The sequence below is a fragment of the Phytoamicus setariae genome (assembly GCF_016722925.1).
In the GTDB taxonomy this organism is placed as follows: Bacteria; Pseudomonadota; Alphaproteobacteria; order Rhizobiales; family Rhizobiaceae; genus Rhizobium_E; species Rhizobium_E setariae.
The window spans coordinates 460538-481023 of record NZ_JAEQNC010000003.1; the positions used below are offsets into that span (position 1 = coordinate 460538).

At 60.4% G+C, this 20486-nt stretch carries 14 protein-coding genes; 6 read left to right on the forward strand and 8 right to left on the reverse strand.

Going from position 1 to position 20486, the window contains the following annotated elements; translation table 11 throughout:
- Positions 1 to 189: 189 nt before the first annotated feature.
- On the reverse strand, positions 190 to 3900 hold the full coding sequence (locus JJB09_RS07470) for a peptidoglycan-binding protein (protein ID WP_201655437.1): 3711 nt from the start codon (positions 3898 to 3900) through the stop codon (positions 190 to 192).
- Positions 3901 to 4312: 412 nt separating this feature from the next.
- Between JJB09_RS07470 and JJB09_RS07475 the strand changes: the two genes are divergently transcribed.
- From JJB09_RS07475 to JJB09_RS07485, 3 genes are all read left to right on the forward strand, one after another.
- Positions 4313 to 6106 carry an acyl-CoA dehydrogenase C-terminal domain-containing protein gene (locus tag JJB09_RS07475; protein ID WP_201655440.1) on the forward strand — a complete coding sequence of 598 codons (1794 nt, stop codon included), beginning with the start codon at positions 4313 to 4315 and terminating at the stop codon, positions 6104 to 6106.
- Positions 6107 to 6361: 255 nt separating this feature from the next.
- Positions 6362 to 7570 (forward strand): acetyl-CoA C-acetyltransferase, encoded by a 1209-nt coding sequence (locus JJB09_RS07480; RefSeq protein WP_201655443.1) that lies wholly within the window; start codon positions 6362 to 6364, stop codon positions 7568 to 7570.
- 17 nt (positions 7571 to 7587) lie between these two features.
- Positions 7588 to 9798 (forward strand): FAD-dependent oxidoreductase, encoded by a 2211-nt coding sequence (locus JJB09_RS07485; protein ID WP_201655446.1) that lies wholly within the window; start codon positions 7588 to 7590, stop codon positions 9796 to 9798.
- A gap of 73 nt (positions 9799 to 9871) precedes the next feature.
- Here JJB09_RS07485 and JJB09_RS07490 read toward each other — a convergent pair whose 3' ends face one another.
- From JJB09_RS07490 to JJB09_RS07510, 5 genes are read right to left on the reverse strand one after another with little or no spacing between them, the layout of a single operon-like run.
- A complete protein-coding gene (locus JJB09_RS07490; RefSeq protein ID WP_201655448.1) occupies positions 9872 to 11530 on the reverse strand; it encodes an alkaline phosphatase family protein in 1659 nt (552 codons plus the stop codon).
- A gap of 4 nt (positions 11531 to 11534) precedes the next feature.
- Positions 11535 to 12308 carry an ABC transporter permease gene (locus JJB09_RS07495; RefSeq protein WP_201655451.1) on the reverse strand — a complete coding sequence of 258 codons (774 nt, stop codon included), beginning with the start codon at positions 12306 to 12308 and terminating at the stop codon, positions 11535 to 11537.
- Positions 12305 to 13084, reverse strand: coding sequence for an ABC transporter permease (locus JJB09_RS07500; RefSeq protein ID WP_201655454.1), 780 nt, complete (start codon positions 13082 to 13084; stop codon positions 12305 to 12307). The genes JJB09_RS07495 and JJB09_RS07500 overlap by 4 nt, the downstream gene beginning before the upstream one ends.
- A 4-nt stretch (positions 13085 to 13088) precedes the next feature.
- The gene (locus JJB09_RS07505) at positions 13089 to 13889 is read right to left on the reverse strand and encodes an ABC transporter ATP-binding protein (RefSeq protein ID WP_201655457.1); all 801 of its coding nucleotides are present in this window, start codon (positions 13887 to 13889) and stop codon (positions 13089 to 13091) included.
- Between the two features lie 57 nt (positions 13890 to 13946).
- Entirely contained in the window at positions 13947 to 14927 is a 981-nt protein-coding gene (locus JJB09_RS07510) for an ABC transporter substrate-binding protein (RefSeq protein ID WP_201655460.1), read from the reverse strand.
- Between the two features lie 87 nt (positions 14928 to 15014).
- Between JJB09_RS07510 and JJB09_RS07515 the strand changes: the two genes are divergently transcribed.
- A complete protein-coding gene (locus tag JJB09_RS07515; RefSeq protein ID WP_201655463.1) occupies positions 15015 to 15515 on the forward strand; it encodes a MarR family winged helix-turn-helix transcriptional regulator in 501 nt (166 codons plus the stop codon).
- 184 nt (positions 15516 to 15699) lie between these two features.
- On the opposite strand, the gene JJB09_RS07520 is transcribed toward JJB09_RS07515, so the two are convergent.
- Both JJB09_RS07520 and JJB09_RS07525 read right to left on the reverse strand, forming a co-directional pair.
- The gene (locus JJB09_RS07520; protein ID WP_201655627.1) at positions 15700 to 16638 is read right to left on the reverse strand and encodes an HAD family hydrolase; all 939 of its coding nucleotides are present in this window, start codon (positions 16636 to 16638) and stop codon (positions 15700 to 15702) included.
- A 94-nt stretch (positions 16639 to 16732) separates the two neighbouring features.
- Entirely contained in the window at positions 16733 to 17644 is a 912-nt protein-coding gene (locus JJB09_RS07525) for a formylglycine-generating enzyme family protein (protein ID WP_201655630.1), read from the reverse strand.
- 563 nt (positions 17645 to 18207) lie between these two features.
- Here JJB09_RS07525 and JJB09_RS07530 point away from each other — a divergent pair.
- Together JJB09_RS07530 and JJB09_RS07535 are read left to right on the forward strand one after the other, a co-directional pair.
- Entirely contained in the window at positions 18208 to 18456 is a 249-nt protein-coding gene (locus JJB09_RS07530; RefSeq protein ID WP_201655466.1) for a hypothetical protein, read from the forward strand.
- A 138-nt stretch (positions 18457 to 18594) separates the two neighbouring features.
- A complete protein-coding gene (locus JJB09_RS07535; RefSeq protein WP_201655469.1) occupies positions 18595 to 20421 on the forward strand; it encodes a tetratricopeptide repeat protein in 1827 nt (608 codons plus the stop codon).
- Positions 20422 to 20486: the final 65 nt, after the last annotated feature.

Below are 20486 nucleotides of genomic sequence, written 5' to 3' on the forward strand. Positions count from 1 at the left end.
GTGTTACATATTGATTTTAAAATAGTCTTGCGCCCGTCTCAGTTGGCTGTCAACCAACGCGGCGGCGCTTTGCTCGGCAAAACTGATAATCAATACAAGCGTTTCTCGAAGGCAACATCCGCGTATACTCTACAGAGTAGATCGACATCGCTACCAATCCGGCGACATGACCTTCCGGCCGACGCCGGACTATGCCTTCTTCTTGTTGCGCGACAGCAATTCGCGGACCAGCGCATCGTCCACCCTGCCCGTTGGCTCCTGGCCCACGGACTTCTGGAACGCCTTGATCGCCGTGACGGTTTTCTTGCCCAACTCGCCATCCGGCGTGCCGGCGTCGAAACCGCTGTTGTTGAGGATCGCCTGAATGTTGCGGATCGCCCGCTTCATGTCGATCGTCGCCGTGGTATTGGCCTTGGCGACCCATTCGTCGGGCGCGACGGCACTGTTGGCCGTATCGTCGAGCGGGCGCGGCTTCCAGAGCTCGAACTTCGCCTTGGCGCTCTTCAGTTGCTCTGGCTTCAAGGCGTTGGCAATCTCGTCGCGCTTCTGCGCCGCATCCTGATCGCCCTGCTTGGCTGCTACGGCGAACCACTTGTAGGACTCCTCGAGATCCTGGGGGACCCCATTGCCGCGCGCATAAAGGATCGCCAGATTGAACTGGCTGTCGCGGACATTCAGTTCGGCCGCCTCACGGAACCAGCGGACCGCCTCGTCGAAGTTGGCGGTGCCCGCTGCGCCCGTGGCATTGAGCACAGCAAGGTTGTGCATGGCACTGGCATTGCCCTTTTGCGACGCCGACAAATAGAGCGCCTTGGCCTTCTGCAAGTCGCGGCTCAGTCCGGTACCCTTCTCGTAGAAATTCGCGAGCCGGTACTCGGCGGGCGCAAGTCCCTTGTCCGCGGCAAGCTGATACCACTTGGCCGCTTCGGCCAGATCGATCTTCGTGCCGCGTCCATCGGTAAAGCGCGAGCCGATTTCGAAATAGGCGAGCGCATCGCCTTTTTTCGCCGCCTCGACCAGCGAGGCAGGCTGCAATCCGGCAGGCAGCACTGGTGGCGCCATCGGCTCAGCGGATGAGAGATCAGCCGTATCCGCAGCAACCGCCGCCTGGGCGCCATCCGCCGCATCAGCGCCTTCGCTCTCCGCCAGCTTGGGTGAGGCGATCGTTTCCGGTTCGCTATCCTCTGACTTTTCGACAACGGGCTTTTCGGCAACGGGCTTTTCGAGCACGGCAGCCTGATCGGCGTTTTCAGCCGGAGTCATCAGCTTTTCCGTGCCGGTTTCCATTGGTGTTACTGCAGGCGAAGAATCAACCACCGCCTCGTCGACGGAATTGTCGGCGCCCGCTGTTGCAGCCACGACGGGATCGGCCACGCCTTCGGCGGTCGAGTTCTCGTTGGTCGGCAGGCTGATCGCTGGCTGGACAGCATTCTGAGCCTCGGCCTGCCGGCCCTTGATCAGATTGGAGACCAGCGGGTAGGACATAACGACCAGCAGGACGGCGGCGGCGGCAAGCACTATCGGCCGGCGGGCTTCACCGGCTCCGCTGAACAGCGACTTCGACTCCTTAGCAGGCCTGGTGGCCGACATTGCGGCCGGCTGGACGAATTTCTGGGCGCCGGCTTCCTGAGCGGCGGCCTGGGCGGCACGGCGAGCAGCAGCGATGACATCGGCCTGTGCGGGCCTAGCGCCTGTTCCAGCCTGATTCTGGCCGGCACGAACCTTTTCCATGATTTTCTTGACGTCCGGTACACCCGAGCCGGGCTCAAGCAGCAAGCTGCTTTCTTCGGAAATCAGCATGTCGCCCGGATCGAGTGCAGGCGCGGGGTCGACGGACACGCGCGCGGTCTCGACGGCTTTCTCCCTCTTGGCGGGCTTAAGCCGTGCGGCAAGACCCGCGATCAGGCTCTTGGACGCCGGCTTCTGCTTTTCGAGGGGAGCGGAAATGGCATCAATTGCGTCTTCGGTGATATCGGCCTCTGCCGCCGCGTCGAGCAGATCTGGCTCATGCAGCACTTCCACCTTCGGATTTTCGGGCGCACGACGAACGGATTGGGGCTCAAGTACAGCTGTTGCTGCCGAAAAATCGGGTTGGGCCGCTCTTGGCATCGGCGACGGCTGGTAATCCGGCGCCCGATGCGACTGTACTTCCATGTGCGATCCGCCGAAATCGTCGAGGCGGCCGGCAATCTGAACCAGAGTCTCGTGCAGCGCAGAAAAAGTCTCCGCCGTGCGTTCTTCGCTCGAACGGGTATGGGCCTCCAGCGCCCGAAGGTCCTCGGCCAAACCGGCTAGCGCCGAGATTTCCGCATGATCAATTTGACCAACACCGATGCCGGTGCGCGAATAGGCTTCGACGACCGCTTCGGCGGCCTGACGGGCTGCCTCGACGATAAACTCGTCCGAGGATGCAATGTAATCCTCGATGGCCGTGCGACCCATGAAACCGTCGGGAAGCGCATTCTCGCCGGTCGGCTTGTTCATCAGGCCGGAAAGGTTGGCTATTTGTCGTTCAAGGTTTTGCAGGGCGTTGGTGTCGGCTGCGGGTGCGCCGACAGTTTCATCCAGGCGAGAGGCAATTTCAGAAAGCCGGCTTTCGAGCCTCGACATTGCTGTCAGGTCGGCCATGGCAAGCGGTGGTGTTTCGCTCGGCAATTCGAATTCGCCGATCTGCCGCGACAACGCCTCCAGGCGTGCCATCAGGGCATCGGTCTGGTTGCCGCCGAGACCGTCGATCTTGCGGGAAATGTCGGCGAGGTGGTTCGAAACGTCTGGCGCCTGCGTTTCGCGAAAGTTGCGTTCGATGAGCGTGGAAAGGTGGCCGATCCGTTCTTCGAGTTTCTGGGCAGCGTCTTCCGCCGCCAATTCCTCGATGCGCTGGGTCAGCGCCTCGATGCGTTCCGCGATGTGGCTCTCCGGCGCAGGCTGCGGCAGCGCGTTGATGTGCTCGGCAAGTTCGCCGATGCGGCCTTCAAGCCGGCGCAATGCGCTGCTGTCGACAGCAGACGCGCTCTGGCTGGCACTTGCAGCGATGGCCCGGCTGATTTCATCGAGCCGTCCATCGAGACCGGCAAACTGGTGGCTGAGATCCGACTTGTCATGGACGTCGCGGCCAATGGTCTCGATAGCGCCCGCAAGCGCCATCAACTTGTCTTCCAGTGAGCGGACGGCGGGCGCGGCGTTCAACTCGCCCAGACCGGACTTGATGCCATCTATCCGCCAGGCGAGCTGGATCAACTCCTCGCGCAGCTGCTCCGGATCGAACGCGGCCACAAGAGTAGCCTCCGTGCGGTCCCAGCGATGCTCCAGATGGCGGACGCTTTCCTCACGTGCGAGGCCAGCTGTCATCATCCTGAGTTCTTCGAGATCGGCGCGCAATTCCGGCAGGCCCTGCATGCGTGTATCGCCGAGCCGCTCGACACTGTCGCCGAGCCTGGCAATGTCGTCACGCAACGATTCCACGCCGCCGGATGCCGCGCTGCTGCGAAGGCTGCGCATGTCACTGCGAATTTCGCTGAGATCGTGGGCCAGCGCGTCGCTGGCGTCGTGGCGGATTTCGCCCCGCAACGCCTGAAGTGTCGCGGCAATATCGGCGAGCGCGCCTGAATGGTCTACGCGGGATGGTTCGTTGACGGGTGTCTGATGACGCATTTCCGGTTCGTGGCGCGGCGAACGATCCATCGCTGCCGCAACCCGTTCGCGCGCGCCGCCCAATGCCCGTTGGCGCTCCATGATTTCGCCGAGTGGATCGGCCTTGACTGGCGAGGGTCGCAGTTGCGCTTGCTTGCGCTCGCTGACCAACCCCTGGATGCGCGCTTCCAACCCTTCGATGGTCCTGTTGAGTTGGTCCAGTGAAGTCTTGCCGCCGTAGTTCGGGGTATTCGATCGTGATCCGTTCATGTCACCAGCCCGCTCGATCTGCTCTGCCGAACTGTGTTTCCGGCATGTTTACTCCGGATGGCTGTCTTCTGGCCGCACTCCGGACGTGCTGCGTCGCTTCCCATTAACAGCTCAGACTTTCGTCAGGCTGTTGTATCGATGCCACTTCCGGAGGCGCGCAAAACCTTAACCGCACCCGCTTTTCATTAACGAGTTTTTACAAATCGTGGTAAACAAGCCGTTAACCCAGCCGAAGAATCTTTTAATTTCTTCAGTTTGCGACACCATTTTTCACGCTAGAACCGACATTATGCGGCGCCCACCGGTTGCCGGGCGGCGAACCAAAGAATTCAAGTGTTTTTGACGTTTACGCAAACGTCAATATTTTGTATTATTGACCGGAACGATTTCGGCTTGGGTAAGGAGAGTCTGCATGCCCGTTTACAAGGCACCGGTTGAAGATACGCTGTTTGTTCTTAACGATGTCCTCGGCATCGAGAAATTCAACAACCTTCCCGGTTTTGCCGAAGTTATGCCCGACCTGCTTGAAGCAATTGTGGGCGAAGCAGCCAAAATCTCCGAGGAGGTGTTCTTTCCACTCAACCTTTCCGGCGATCAGCAGGGCTGCGTCCGCCGTGACGACGGCTCTGTCGACGTGCCCAACGGCTTCAAGCAAGCCTATGACCAATATTGCGCTGGCGGCTGGAGCGGGCTTTCGGTGCCGGAAGCGTTCGGCGGCCAGGGCCTGCCCTATACGCTGCACACTGCCGTGGGCGAATATATGTCCGCAGCCAACATGGCGCTGATGATGTATCCGGGCCTCACCAACGGTGCGATTGCGGCGATCCTGGTGCACGGTTCCGAGGAGCAGAAGCAAACCTACCTCCCGAACATGGTTTCGGGCCTCTGGTCGGGCACCATGAACCTCACCGAACCCCATTGCGGCACCGACCTCGGCATGCTGCGCACCAGGGCCGTGCCGCAGTCGGACGGCAGCTACAAGATCACCGGCCAGAAGATCTTCATCTCGGCTGGCGAACACGGAATGACCGAAAACATCATCCATCTGGTGCTGGCGCGCATCGAAGGCGCGCCGGAAGGCACCAAGGGCATTTCGCTGTTCATCGTACCGAAATTCCTGCTCAACGCCGATGGCACGACTGGCAAGCGCAATGGCGTCACCTGCGGCGCGATCGAGCACAAGATGGGCATTCATGGCAACGCGACCTGCGTGCTCAACCATGACGAAGCTGTCGGCTATCTCATCGGCCAGGAGAACAAGGGCCTTGCAGCCATGTTCGTGATGATGAACGAAGCGCGCCTTGGCGTCGGCCTGCAGGGGCTGGCTGTGTCGGAAGCGGCCTACCAGAACGCCGCCAACTATGCCCGCGAGCGCATCCAGGGCCGTTCGCTGACCGGCCCCAAGCAACCTGACAAACCAGCCGATCCGATCATCGTGCATGCCGACGTCCGTCGCACGCTGATGCAGATCCGCTCGATCAACGAGGCCGGCCGGGCCTTCATGCTGTATACGGCGCTGCAATCCGACATCGCCCACCGCTCGCCGGATGCGAGCGAACGCCAGAAGGCAGAGGATATCCTGTCGATCATGACGCCGATCCTCAAGGGCGTGATGACCGATCGCGGCTTCGAAAATGCAGTGCAGGCCCAACAGATGTTTGGCGGCCACGGCTATATCGAAGAAAACGGCATGAGCCAGTATGTGCGCGATGCGCGCATCGCCATGCTTTACGAAGGTGCCAACGGCGTCCAGGCAATGGATCTCGTCGGCCGCAAGCTCGCCGCCAATGGCGGCCGCGCCGCGATGGCCGTGTTCAAGGAAATCGGCGATTTTTGCGAGGAAAACCGCAATAACGAACGTCTTGCCCCCTTCACCAAGGCCATCAAGAAGGGCTTGAACGACCTGCAAGCCGCCACCATGTGGTTCATGAGCAATGCCATGGCCAAGCCCGACAATGCCGGCGCCGGCGCAACCGACTACATGCACCTGTTCGGTCTGGTCATCCTCGGCTTCATGTGGGGCAAGACCGCCAAGGCCGCTCTGGAGAAGCAGGATGCCGGCGACGCCCGCACGGAATTCCTTGTCAACAAGCTGTTGACCGCCAGGTTCTACATGGAGCGGATGATGCCGGAAACCGCCTTCCGCAAGGCCCGTATCGAAGCGGGCGCAGATAGCGTCATGGCGCTTGCGGCGGATGCGTTTTGAGATAAAGCTAATGGCAAAGAGCCTCCTCATCCGGCCCCTCGGGCCACCTTCTCCCCGTTGGGGAGAAGAGATAACCCGTTGAACCTGCCCAGCAAACCGTGCTGAGCCGAACAAGACGATGCCGGTTGGCGGCGCACGCGAAGCAACCTCCCTCTTCTCCCCAGCGGGGAGAAGTCGGCCCGAAGGGTCGGATGAGGAGGCACTCCGTGACGAGTAATTTGAATTGGGCACCCCAGTGCCAAAGGGAGAAGAAGCATGACCGAGGCCTATATCTACGACCACGTCCGCACGCCGCGCGGCCGTGGCAAGAAGGATGGATCGCTACACGAGGTGCCGCCCGTGCGCCTGGCCGCCCATACGCTCGAATGGATCCGTGATCGCAACGGTCTCGACACCAGCACTGTCGACGACATCATCTTCGGCTGCGTCGATCCGGTCATGGAAGCGGGCTCGGTGATACCGCGTGCTGCCGCCTTCGAAGCCGGCTATTCCAACCGTGCACCGGGCATGCAGATCTCCCGCTTCTGCGCCTCTGGTCTAGACGCCGTCAACCTGGCAGCCGCCAAGGTGGCGCAAGGCGCCGACGACATCATCATTGCCGGCGGCGTCGAATCCATGAGCCGTGTCGGCATGGGCATGTCGGGCGGTGCCTGGCCGGTCGATCCATCGGTCGCGGTGCCGGCCTATTTCATGCCGCAGGGCGTATCCGCCGACCTGATCGCCACTAAATACGGCTTCACCCGCGACGATGTCGATGCCTATGCCGTCGAGAGCCAGAAGCGCGCCGCCAATTCCTGGGCGAACGGCTATTTCAACAAATCGGTGGTGCCCGTGAAGGACATCAACGGCATGACCATCCTCGACCGTGACGAGCACATGCGGCCGACGACCGATATGCAGGCGCTCGCGGCGCTGCAGCCCTCCTTCACGATGATGGGCGAGATGGGCGGATTCGACGCGGTGGCGATCCAAGCGCATCCCGACGTCGAGCGGATCAACTATGTCCATCATGCCGGCAATTCCTCCGGCATCGTCGATGGCGCGGCAGCCGTGCTGATCGGCTCCAAGGCCGGCGGCGAGAGCATGGGGATCAAGCCGCGCGCCCGCATCCGGGCGATCGCCAATATCGGTTCAGAGCCGGCGCTGATGCTGACCGGCCCGGTGGACGTGACCGAAAAGCTGCTCAAGCGTGCGGGCATGCAGATGTCCGACATCGATCTGTTCGAGCTCAATGAAGCGTTCGCGGCGGTCGTACTGCGATACATGCAGGCTTTCGACATCCCGCACGACAAGATCAACGTCAATGGCGGCGCCATCGCCATGGGCCATCCGCTCGGCGCCACCGGCGCCATGATTCTCGGCACCGTGCTCGACGAGCTGGAACGTCGCGGCCTGTCCACCGCCCTGGTGACGCTGTGCATCGGCGCCGGCATGGGCACCGCCACCATCATCGAACGCGTTTGAGTTTTCTGGAGAGAGATATGACCTACACGAATTTCACTCTGGAAACGGACGCCGACGGTTTCGCCCTCCTCACCTGGGACATGCCCGGCAAATCGATGAATGTCTTCACCATGGAGGTGATGGACGAGATCGATGCGATCGTCGACCAGGTCGTCGCCGACGCCGCTGTCAAGGGCGTGGTCTTTGCGTCGGGCAAGGCTGCGTTTTCGGGCGGCGCCGACCTCACCATGCTGAAGGCAATGTTCTCGATGATCGAGAGCGAGCGCGCGAGCGATCCCGAAGGCGCGACCAAGAGGCTGTTCGATGCCGCTGGCCGCATGAGTTGGCTGTGGCGCAAGATCGAAACCTGCGGCAAGCCGTGGGTTGCCGCGATCAACGGCACCTGCATGGGTGGCGCGACCGAACTCGCCATGGCCTGCCATGCGCGCGTCGCGTCCAACGCCAAGTCGGTCAAGATCGCATTGCCTGAGGTCAAGGTCGGCATCTTCCCGGGCGCGGGCGGTACCCAGCGTATGCCCCGCCTCATCAACACGCAGGATGCGCTGCAGATCATGACCACCGGCCAGGATCTCACCCCGTCGCGCGCCAAGGCTCTCGGTCTCATCAATGAGGTCGTGGAGCCCGACCAACTGATCCCGGCTGCCAAAGCGCTGCTCAAGGCTGGCGTCGATCCGGTCGCGCCTTGGGACAAAAAAGGGTTCAAGGCACCGGGCGGGACGATCTGGTCGCCGCAGGGCGTGCAACTGTTCTCGGCGGCCAATGCCATTCTGCGCCGCGAGACCAACATGAATTACCCCGGTGCGCACACCATCCTCAAATGCGTCTATGAGGGTCTGCAGGTGCCATTCGACACGGCGCTCAGGATCGAGCAGCGCTATTTCACCGCGATCCTGCAGACCACCGAAGCCTATTCGATGATCCGCTCGCTGTTCGTGTCGATGCAGGAACTCGGCAAGGGCGCACGCCGTCCGGCCAATATTGCGCCGACCAAGTTCACCAAGGTCGGCATCATTGGCGCAGGCTTCATGGGCGCCGGCATCGCCTACGTCACTGCCAAGGCCGGCATCCCGGTGGTGCTGATCGACCGTGACCAGGCCGCCGCCGACAAGGGCAAGGCCCATTCCGAGGAACTGGTCAAGGCGGCGATTGCCAAGGGCAGATCGACCCAGGAACAGGGCGCTCAGCTGCTGTCACTGATCACAGCAACGCCGGATTACGGCCAGCTTTCCGATGCCGACCTCGTTATCGAGGCCGTGTTCGAGGATCGAGGCATCAAGAAGGTGGTGACCGAAGCCGTCGAGGCGGTGTTGCCCGCTGGCTCGATCTACGCCTCCAACACCTCTACGCTGCCGATCTCCGGCCTGGCCGAGAATTCCAAGCGGCCGGATCAGTTCGTCGGCGTACATTTCTTCTCGCCGGTCGACAGGATGGGGCTGGTTGAAGTCATTCTCGGTGAAAAAACCGGGGAGAAGGCGATTGCCGTCGCGCTCGATTATGCCGCGGCGATCAAGAAAACGCCGATCGTCGTCAACGACACGCGCGGGTTCTATGTCAACCGCTGCGTCTTCCGCTACATCGACGAAGCCTATGACATGCTCGCCGAAGGCATCCCGGCGATCATGATCGAGAATGCGGCGAAATTCGCCGGCATGCCGGTCGGCCCTCTGTCGCTCAACGACGAGGTGGCCATCGACCTGTCCTACAAGATCATGAAGGCCTCGATCAACGATCTCGGGGAAGCCTCAGTCAAAAAGCATCACATGGCGCTGATCGACAAGATGGTCAACGAGCTCGGTCGCCTGGGCCGCAAGAACCAGAAGGGCTTTTACGACTATCCGCCCAAGCCGGCGAAGAAGTCGCTGTGGCCCGGCCTGAAGGATCTCTATCCGCAGAAGAAACCGGAAGACGTGGATTTCGCCGAACTCAAGCAGCGCCTGCTGGTGACCATCGCGCTGGAGGCTGCCCGCACGGTCGAGGAAGGCATCGTCACCGATCCGCGCGAGGCCGACGTCGGCTCGATCCTCGGCTTCGGCTTTGCACCCTATACCGGCGGCACATTGAGCTACATCGACGGCATGGGCGTGAAGACTTTTGTCGCGCTCTGCGAGACGCTTGCCGGCAAATACGGCGAGCATTTCGCCCCGACGCCGCTGCTCAAGGACATGGCCGCCAAGGGCGACACGTTCTACAAGCGCTTCGACCCCTATGCGGCGAAGAAGGCCGCCTGAGCGATCGGGCGGTTCACAAATGGATCAATGATGCAATGCGGGTGCCGTTGGCGCTCCGCATTGCCGGCCTGGGTCAGGTCTTTGATGCCATCCAGTGGCGGCGTGCTTCCTGCTGTTCGGCAAGCTCGGCTTCGTCCCAATAGCCAATGAGAACGCCCGGCTCGATCAGGGGATCGAAATGGGCAAACTTCTCGTCGGAGGTCGTCACCCAATCGTCCGACACCGTAATCCGGTTGGCTGGCGTCGCCATCCAGTGCTCGAGCGCCGCCCGCAGGCGGTTGACGACATAAGCCATTGCCGGGTCGCGGCCACGATCGACCAGTTCGTCGGGATCACCAGCGAGATCGAACAGCATCGGCGGCACTTCGGGCCCGGTTACCAGTTTGAACCGGCCATCGGTGATCATGAACAACCGGCATTCCGACACCGGCAGATCCAGCGCCAGGCGTGCACGTTCACCGGCATAATCGTATTCGCTGACAGCGAAGCTGCGCCAATTTTGCGGGTTTTCGCCACGCACGAGCGGCAGCACCGAACGACCCTCCAGCACATGCGGCTTGGCTTTGCCGCCGAGATGTTCGAGGAAAGTCGGCGCCATGTCGATCATCTCGACCAGGCTATCGTTGACGGTCCCGCGCGTCGCATCCGCCTTCGGCGACGGATCGTAGACGATCATCGGCACTTTCACTGAAACATCGTGAAACATGTATTTCTCGCCAAGCCAATGGTCGCCGAGGTAATCGCCGTGGTCTGACGTGAAGACGATCAGCGTGTCTTCGAACAGGCTCCGTTCCTCGAGAAACTTGAACAGCACTCCCATCTGGTCATCGATCTGCTTGATCAGCCCCATATAGGCCGGAATGACCTTCTCACGTACCTCGTCACGGGAGAAATTCACCGAGAACCGCTCGGCCTGAAATGCCTTGAGCACCGGATGGGGATGGATGCGCTCTGCCTCGGATCGCACCGGCGGCTTGACGTCGGCGCTCGAATACATGGCGTGGTAAGGCGCGGGCACGATGTAGGGCCAGTGCGGCTTGATGTAGGAGATATGTGCGCACCAGTTTTGCCCCTTGGCTTCGGCTTCCTCGATAAACCGCATGGCGCGCCGGGTCATGTAGGGCGTTTCCGAGTGCTCTTCGGGGATCCGGGCGGCCTTGTCGGCATGGGTCAGCAGCCAGCCGTTGAAGTTTTCGCCGTCGTCGCCTTCACCGGAATTGGCCCAATACTCCCACGGATTGTCGGCATCGAAACCATGTTCGCGGAGGTAGGCGTCATAGGCGGGATCGGCATCGTAGTCGGAAGACGGGTGCAGCCCGTCGTCGCGCTCGTAGGGCTCGAAGCCGCATTGCGCCACATGCACCCCGATGATCGAATCCGGATCGATACCCAGCCGCTCCATACCCTCCTGATCGGCAACCATGTGGGTCTTGCCGATCAACGCACAGCGCACGTCGATTTCGCGCAGATGATCGCCCAGCGTCGGTTCGCCAACCCTCAGTGGAATGCCGTTCTGCGTCGAGCCATGCGAGCGCATGTAGCGACCGGTATAGGCGCTCATGCGGGACGGGCCACAGACGGTGGATTGCACATAGCAATTGGTGAACCGCACGCCGCGCGCCGCCAGGCTGTCGATATTCGGCGTCGAAAGCGTCGGGTGTCCAGCGCACGACAGGTAGTCGTAACGAAGCTGGTCGCACATGATGAAGAGAACGTTCTTGCGTTTGCCCAAGGGGTCAACCTTTGCTGCTGAGGTCTTGCGAGCGATAGTGCCAGAACAACCAGCGCTTCTCGAACTGGAAGACGAGGCTGTTGATGATCAGGCCCGCAAGCGAAATGAAGGCGATGCCGGCAAGCCCGCCGGCGATCTGGAAATTTTCCTGCTGCCGCTGGATGAACACGCCGATGCCGTTGGTGGCGAGCAGCATCTCCGAGGTCACACTGACGAGCAGCGCCGACGACACCGCCAGCCGGGCGCCGGTGGCGATCATCGGCAGCGAGGATGGCAGGTCAATATGCACCATCGCCTCGAAGCGCGTGAGGTGCAGCGCCCGCGCAACGAGGTTCGCCGATGGATGCACGGTCTTGGACGCTTCATACGTATTCATCAGCAGCGGCACGGCGGCTGCATAGGCGATAATGACGATCTTGGCACCATCGCCGGTTCCGGCAAACAGCATGACCAGCGGCACCACGGCCGGCGGCGGCAGGGTCGCCAGCATATCGATCGCCGGCTCAAGGATCTGGCCCAGAAGCTTCAGCCGGCCAAGCAGGATGCCGCACGGGATTGCCAAGGCCGCGGCGATGAGGAAACCGATGCCCGCACGGGCCAACGTATGGCCAAGCTGTCCGACAATGGCCGGATAAAGCTTGGCAATGGACATCATGACCTGCCATGGACCGGGAAACAGCGGCGTATGCGCCCGGATGGCCAGGCCCTGCCAGACCAGCAGGATGACAAGCGGCAAAACCAACGCGTTCCAGGCTATTTTCTTGTGAAGCGACGTCATACCGTGCGCTCCGTCATGCGGATGTGCCAGCCGGTGACCCGCCAGCGGGCGAAGTTGATGACGCTGTTCATGATCACACCATTCAGCGCGCAGACGAACATCAGCGCGAAGACTTCGGGAATACGGGTGGCGAAAGCCTTGCGGATCAGCATGAAGCCGAGGCCGTCGCGACCGGCGAGCATTTCCGCCACCACCACCGCAATCAGGCTGATGGTCGATGCATAGCGAATGCCGGCAAAGATCTCCGGCCAGGCGGCGGGCAACTTGATCTGGAACAGGATCTCACGGTCGGAAAGCCCGAGCATCTTGCCGGTCTTGACCTGTACATCGCTGACGGCGGAAAGGGCCGCTGCGCCATTCAGATATGGCGGCCAGATCGTCACCAGAATGATGATAAAGGCATAGAGCTTGAAGCCGAGCCCGAGCATGAACACCGCCATCGGCACCAGTGCGGCCGGCGGAATGGGCTGGACCAGCGCCGCGATCGGCCGGAAGCCGGCGCGAAAGGTGGGAGAGATCTCGGCGAGCAGCGCCAGCGCCACCCCGATCAGCGAGGCGCCAATGATTCCGATAATCGCGCGCGTCAATGTCAGCGCATCCCCCGCGAGCAACTCGCCGGAAACCAGCATCGACCAGAAGCCTTCAGCGATTTCCGGGATCGACGGGAAATATTTGTGCGGCACGATCTCCAGCATCGCCACCACCTGCCAGATCGCCATGATCAACAGCAGCGAGATGAGGGCGCGCGACCGCAAGAGCCATTTTTCAAACCACATCGCCTCAGGCCTTTTCCGCGATCGGCGCCTGGGCGCGGAACCGCCGGATCGCCGCCATCACATCGTGGCGGATCTCGAGGAAACGCGCGTCCTCGCGGGTGGTGATCTGGTCACGCTTCTTGCCGAGATCGACGACAATATCGTGATCGACACGCGTCGGTCTCCGGGTCAGCACGACGACGCGATCGGCCATGTAGACGGCCTCGTCGACATCGTGGGTGACGAGGATGCAGGTCTGCTGGAAACGTTCGGCAAGCTCGAGCAACAGATCCTGCATGTCGGCGCGCGTCTGCGCATCGACCGCGGCCAGCGGCTCGTCGAGCAGCAGCAACTCGCTTTGCGATGCCAGGCCCCGGGCAATGGCCACACGCTGCTGCATGCCGCCGGAAAGTTGCCAGGGGTAATGATCGGCAAAACCTTCGAGGCCGACGGCGGCGAGCAATTCGCGGCCACGCGCCTGCTTCTCTGCCTTGGCCTGAACCTTGTCGCGCACCATGCCGAAGACGACGTTGTCGAGATTGCTCTTCCAGGCAAACAGCGAGCGCGAGTAATCCTGGAACACGACTGAAATTCCGGGCGTAGGCCCGCTCAGCTTCCGGCCTTTGAAGCTGACATCGCCGCCGTCCAGTTTTAGCAGGCCAGCCAGCGCCATCAACAACGTGGTCTTGCCGCAACCGGAGGGGCCGACAATCGAGACGAATTCACCGCGCTTGACTGAAAAGCTGATCCCGTCGAGGATTTTCAACGCGCCGGGGCCTGAACCGTAGGCCTTGGCGAGTTCTCGCGCATCCAGCATCACATCCATCCGTTGTCTCCATAGAAAAAGGGCCGGCATGGAGGTGCCGGCCAAGTGCTCGATCACTCAATCGGCAAGATTGTCGACCATCTCGTCCGCTGTCACCGGCGCGGGGAGCATTCCGGTTTTGTGCATGGCATCGAGCAATTTCTGAACGTCGGCGGTCGAGATGGACATATCCGCCTTGACGATCGGCAGCTGGAACGTCTTGGCGGTATCCGCCGTCAGGCCGAGGAATTCGACGGCAGCCGCCTCTTCCTTGGCGCGATCGGCCTGCATCTCCTTGCGGGCCGCATCTGTCACCTCGGCAAACTTCTTCAGGACGTCACGATTGGCGACGAGATATTCGTCGGTGGCAAAGACCACGTCATTGATGACAGGCTCCTTCTCATCGGCCAGCATGCCCTCGGCAATCACCGTTGCATCGATTGCCTTGTTGGCCGAGATCGAGGAATAGAACGGATTGACCGTGCAGGCCGCATCGATGCTTGCCTGCTCGAGCGCGGCCTCCTGTTGCGGGAACGGCAACACCACGGGCTCGATATCGTCGAAGGTGACGCCGGCCTTCATAAGATGGTCGCGCCATGCCAGTTCGCAAAGACTGCCATTGGCGTTGAAGGAAATCTTCTTGCCCTTGATGTCGGCGATTTTTGCGACGCCCGATGCCTTGGAAGCAACCAGCCAGATGAATTTCTTGTCCGGATCCACTTCGTGACCGAGCGCCAGAACCATCTTGACGTTGACACCGTTGAGGCGCGCATTGATTGGCGGCACCGGCGCGGCATAGCCGATATCGGCATCGCCCGACGCGATGGCAGCGACAACGGCCGGACCTCCCTGAACCTCCGTCAGTTCGAGATCGATACCCGCCTTCTCGTAGGCGCCGGCCTTTTTTGCGGCCATGATCGGCAACATGCTGTCAGCCAGGAGATAGGCAAACCGAAGCTTGACGTTCTCTGCCTGGGCCACGGCAGTCGCGGCGGAGAGAACGAGCAAGGTGGCTGAAAGTGTGGCGGCTGTCTTCCTGAGCAAATTCATGACTGGCATTTCAGATCCCCTTTTGGTCGTGGCTTGCGATGCGGCTGCGTTCATGCGACCTAGCCATTAGGTGAAATCTGTGAGAATTGCTTGACAATGTCAAACAAAAAATTGCCGACCGTTCCCGTCGAGGTCATGGACCCCATCCCATCGCCTTGGGCAAAGCCCCGGGATATCCGCGACCTGTTTTCCTACAGGCTCGCCTATATGGTGCGGCTGAACGATCGCCACGCGCAGACCGTGCTGATCGACCAGTTCGGCCTGACACTCGGAGAATGGCGGACGCTGGCGACGATCAACTATCTCGGTCGACCCTCATTGCGACATCTGGCGCGGACAACCCAGCAGGACGAAGGGCAATTGAGCCGTTATGTCAGCGGATTGATCAAGCGCGACCTGCTTGCGAAGAAGCCGAGCGAGACGGACCAGCGCATGGTCGAATTGACGCTGACAGAGAAAGGCGAAGCCTTGCATCAGGATGTCATGACCTTCGCCTGGCGCCTCAATCAGGATATTTTCGTCGACCTCGACGAAAACGAGCAAACGCAGCTTATTTCCTTGTTGGACAAGCTCTTCCAATCGATTAGCCGGCTTTAGATATTGCTACGCCTCGGGGGGGGGGGGGGAGAGCATGACCATCACGTCGCGCTCGGCGCCACAGCGATGGCGGCACGCTCTCAAGGGGACGCGGTAACGATCCGCCTCAACCCGACAGGAAACGAACCGGCCCAATTGGCAATGTGTTCGCCAGGCGGACAAACCATTGGCCGCCCATTTGCTATCATTTCTCGAAGTCGTAGACCTTCTTCCAATCATTCTTCATATCGACCAACACCCAGCCCCGCTCTGGCGCCTCGGTCATGGCCTTGTCGAGCCGGCCGACTTTGGTGTCGCGATCATAAGCATACTCGCGCGCGCTGTCGGTGTGATGAACAATGATGCCAAGGCTTGGCCCACCGCGCGCGGTCACCCAACGCAGCATTTCATAGTCGCCATCGGAGTTGCCGGCGACGAAAATCGGGCGCCGACCGATGTGATTGTTGATTCCGACTGGCTTGCCAGGACCGTCATCGATGAAATTCACCTTGGGCTCACGCATCAAATAGGGGATGTCATCCTTCAGAACATATTTGGTGACGATACTGCTGCCGATCACCTGTTCCGGCGGGATGCCGTACATCTGATCGGTCTGTGGCCGCATGAACTCTATGCCGCCGCCCGAGACGATGTAGGTCTTGAATCCATTGGCTCGCAGAAAGTCGAGCAGCTCCCGCATCGGGACGAAAGTCAGGTCGTTGTAGGGGCGCTTGAATTTAGGATGCCGAGCTGTTGCAAACCAATCTGACACGATCTTTTGGAACGCATCCGTCGACATGCCGGCATGGGTCTCCATGCCGATTTCCATGATGCCCTTTTCGCCGCTTGCCTCCACTCCCTTCATGTCACCGGCGAGAATGGACTTGAACGGCTCGTTTTCCTTCCATTCCGGGTGCTCGGGTGCCAGGGCTTTCACCCGGTCGAGCATGAAGGCGAACTGGAAATAGATCGGATGCTCCGTCCAGAGCGTCCCATCGTTGTCGAAAACCGCTATGCGATCCTCGACAGGCACAAATTTCGGGTCACCTTGTGTCGTCACGTCCTTGACGAAATCGATGATGGCTTTGCGGGTCGGACCGTCATTCCACGTGGCCAGGTCCTCGGCCTGTGCAGCCAGAGGCATCAGCAGCGATGTACAAAATACAATCACAGTCGCAAGGATGCGAACCGGGTTGAGATGTCTCAAGATGACGTCCTCCTTTGAATTTATGCTCTGTCTACGGGCGCTTGACGCAACGAAAACCAACATGGCTGGTGGATGTGTCGTCAGGCTCGGCGTGGCGAGCCGCTGGCCGGTAGCGGCGGCAATAGTTGGGGGCACAGAGATGCGAGCCGCCCTTCAATACGCGGCGTGTAATGCGGATTTCCGGCTGCCGCGGATCGTAGCTTGCATCGGCAGGCCCGCCGCGCGGATTGCTCGGGATACAGCAGGATTTTGCGGCCGGCTCGGAATGGCGGGTAGACCAATAGTCGCTCGTCCACTCCCAGACATTGCCGATCATATCGTAGAGGCCGTAGCTGTTGGGGGGAAAGCTGCGCACGGCGGAGGTTCGTTCCGTCCCTTTCGGCTTCAAGCTCTGATGCGGGAAAATTCCGTGCCACGTGTTGGCAAGCCGCTTACCACCCGGCGTCAACTCATCGCCCCATGCATATTCCGCTTCGTCGAGGCCGGCACGCGCCGCAAGCTCCCATTCGGCCTCGGTGGCCAGATCGAGACCAGCCCAGTCCGCATAGGCCTTGGCATCCGAATAGGCGACATGCACGACTGGATGGTCGAACTTTCCGCGGATGTCGCTACGCGGCCCCAGCGGATGGCGCCAGTCGGCCCCGAATTTGAAGGTCCACCATTGGCTGAAGTCATTGGTCGAGACCGGATGCTTGGGTTGCGTGAAAACCAGAGAGCCGGCGCGCATCATTTCCGGCAGCGCACCGGGATAATCGTCCGGGTTTGGGGCTTTCTCCGCCATGGTGATGTATCCAGTCGCCTTGACGAATTCGGCGAATTGACGATTGGTCACAGGCGTTGTGTCGATCCAGAAGCCATCCACTGAAACCGGATGGACGGGCGCTTCCTCCGGGTAGTGATTGTTTGAGCCCATCAGGAAGGTCCTGCCGGGAATCCATGCCATTTCCCGCCCATCGAGAAATAGCTTATCCGAAGCGTTCGTCACAATGTTCGATTGGTTTTCTGCGAGCAAAGCCATTCTCCTTCTATGAAGGCGGTCTTAGGACGGCAACCCGTGAACCTTTTGCCATTCGCACGAGGCCGCATGAAGTACGTTACGGTAACATTTGACGTAACAGGCGTCGCCAAAAACCGGATGAATCGCTGCAGCAGGGCCAAGCATTTCGCACATATCTCCGGTGGTCCTGTTCACCTGCGCACTGCGAATTGAAAATCTGTGCCTGTAACGTTCCGTCGAACGACCGTTGCGTTACGGTAACATAGGAACCTTTTCCGATGGTTGGCTATCTGGCAGCCCTCGACCTAGCCAGGAAAGCAAGGCCCCCTTCGTGGGTTAGCCCCACGATTTACAGCGTTATGTAACCGTAACGTACTCGCTTCCTCCGTGGCATTGCGTCATATTTACGACAGGGTGCCCGTCACCAAATTTCAAAAATACTCTGCGGTGGCTGATGCTCCGAAAATCCTCGAAACACAGTTTCGTGAACGATGATGTCCAGAGAAGGCTTGTCAAAGGGACTCCTGAAACTCATGGTCCGGCTCCCCGCCCTGCGGAGCGAGCTGCAGCGCCGGCATGCCCACGAGCAGGCGCTGCGAGATCTTTGCGATGCCTATGACGAGGCAACCCACGTGCTTGCCCTGATGCGAAACAACCCCCATCCCGACCGCGAGATTATTGCCGATTACGAGAGCGTCTGCGGTGGCATCGAGGGTGAAGTCATCGAGTTGTGCTCTGCGCGGCGGTCGAGTGTCTGATAAAAAGACTACGATTCGCAACAACTTAAGGTAACATTCACCTTCTCCTCCAGATTGTGCTCGCCAATAAGCGAAGCGCACGCTATGCTTAATTAAGGAATTTCTATTGCACCAAGACAACAACCGTGGGGGTGTGTCATGGACGAAAATAGATATCCGGACATGTCACGGACCGAAGAAAAAGCTCCTGTTGAGGAGCGCGCCGCCAGAGATGAATTGGAGCGGCTATTTTCGGATCCGCGACTCCGGCTGACCGAGCGGAACTATGCGTTTCTCGGCTATATCGCTGAGAAAGCTTTCGCCGGAAATACTAAGGGCGCCAAGGCCTATTCGATTGCCGTCGACGTTTTCGGCCGGCCGCCGAGCTTCGACCCGGCTATCGACCCAATCGTACGTATTGAGGCCGCCCGGCTTCGTGCGGCGCTCGACCAATATTATGACGCCTATGGGGCGCCGAACGGGATCCGCGTAGGCTTGCCGAGGGGCCACTACATTGCCGACTTCACTCATATTCCGCATGAGGCTGCGCAGGGTCCAGCGGCGGCGGCTGTTTCCCAGCAGGCACCGTTGATCATCGAGCGGGGTGATTTGCATGATGCCGCAGATAACCAGCAGCCGAAAAGCCCACGCCGCGTTCCAAAACCACTATTGTTCTTGGTAACCACGCTCGTTGCGGCTCTCACCCTGGTTTCGGCCGCAGCTTTTTTCGTTACACCGGAAACCCATGTAACTGGCCGAGCCGTGGACAAGCCGCTGGTCTCGCTGGTCGTTCAGACGAGGGATCCGGCCTACAGCGTGCGGGCCGATAATCTCAAAGATGACCTGATGGTCGCACTCGCACGTTTCGGTACCTTGCGGCTGGCCAAATCGCAGAGCTTTGCCCGTCACCGGTCTGGTACGGCAATGGCCGGAGTCGATCGCGACACCTTTGTCAGCCCAAGCGATTATCAGATTGCGCTGACATACAGGGTCGATAGCGATGCGCACCGCGTCACGTGGTCGGTGATTGAACCGGGCAGCGGTGAAACGCTTTTTTCTGGTCAAGACGCTGTTGCCAATCCCGCAGGCCACGCAGACCAGGCCGATGCAAAGCTCGTATCTTTACTGGGCGCCCGTTTCGGATCAGCCATGGGCCAGTTGAACGGTCTTGAGCTTCATCGCAAGGCGGATTCCGTTGAGGAAGGCAATGTTTGCGTTCTGGGCAGCGAGTACGCGATCAGCGCCGGCACGATTGCCGGACTGGCGCAGTCACGCGCATGCCTCGAGGCGACGCTCAAAGCCAACAAACGCGATGCCGACGCCAATGCGACTTTGGCGAGGGTCCTTGTTGCGTTAGACGAGGTGGCGGGCGCGTCCTCCAATTCGACGGCCGCACTCGGTTTGGCAAATGAGGCGCTTACGCTGGCGCCCAACTCGGACCGGGCGCTTGCCGCCCGCATGGTCGCCCTCTATGCCAAGGGGCGGCTGGATGCTGCGTTTGAGGCCGGCAATGATGCGCTTGCTGCCAATCCGCTCAATGCCGAGGTGGCCAGCGCTTTCGCGCTACGCCTCTATGTCAGTGGCTCCTGGGCAAAAGGCGCGGCATTGGCACGATCGACGCTTGCAAGCTCGGAAATCGATCCGCCGGATGCCGCCCTGGTGCTCGCGCTCGAAGCCTATCGCAACGGCGCGTTCACCACCACACTACGCCAGTTGGATTCAATCATCGGCGAAGACAGCACCGGCTCGGCCCTGCGCATCGCCACGCTCGTACGAATGGGCAGGCGGGCCGATGCATTTACCGCACTCGGTGAGGCCAACCATATTCATCCGCACTTCCTGAAGTTGTTCTCCAACATCATGACTTCGCGCCATGCCGATCCCTCTCTTCTTGCCACGCTAAAGCGTGACATTGCGGAGGCCGGCACCAAAGCTTCCGCCGAATTGCGGCCAGCCATGGACAGCAACCCACAGAATCTTCGATAACGTTTCAATCGGCACGGCATCCAATTTTGCCCCCCCATATGCTGTAGATCAGCGCTTGGCCTGCC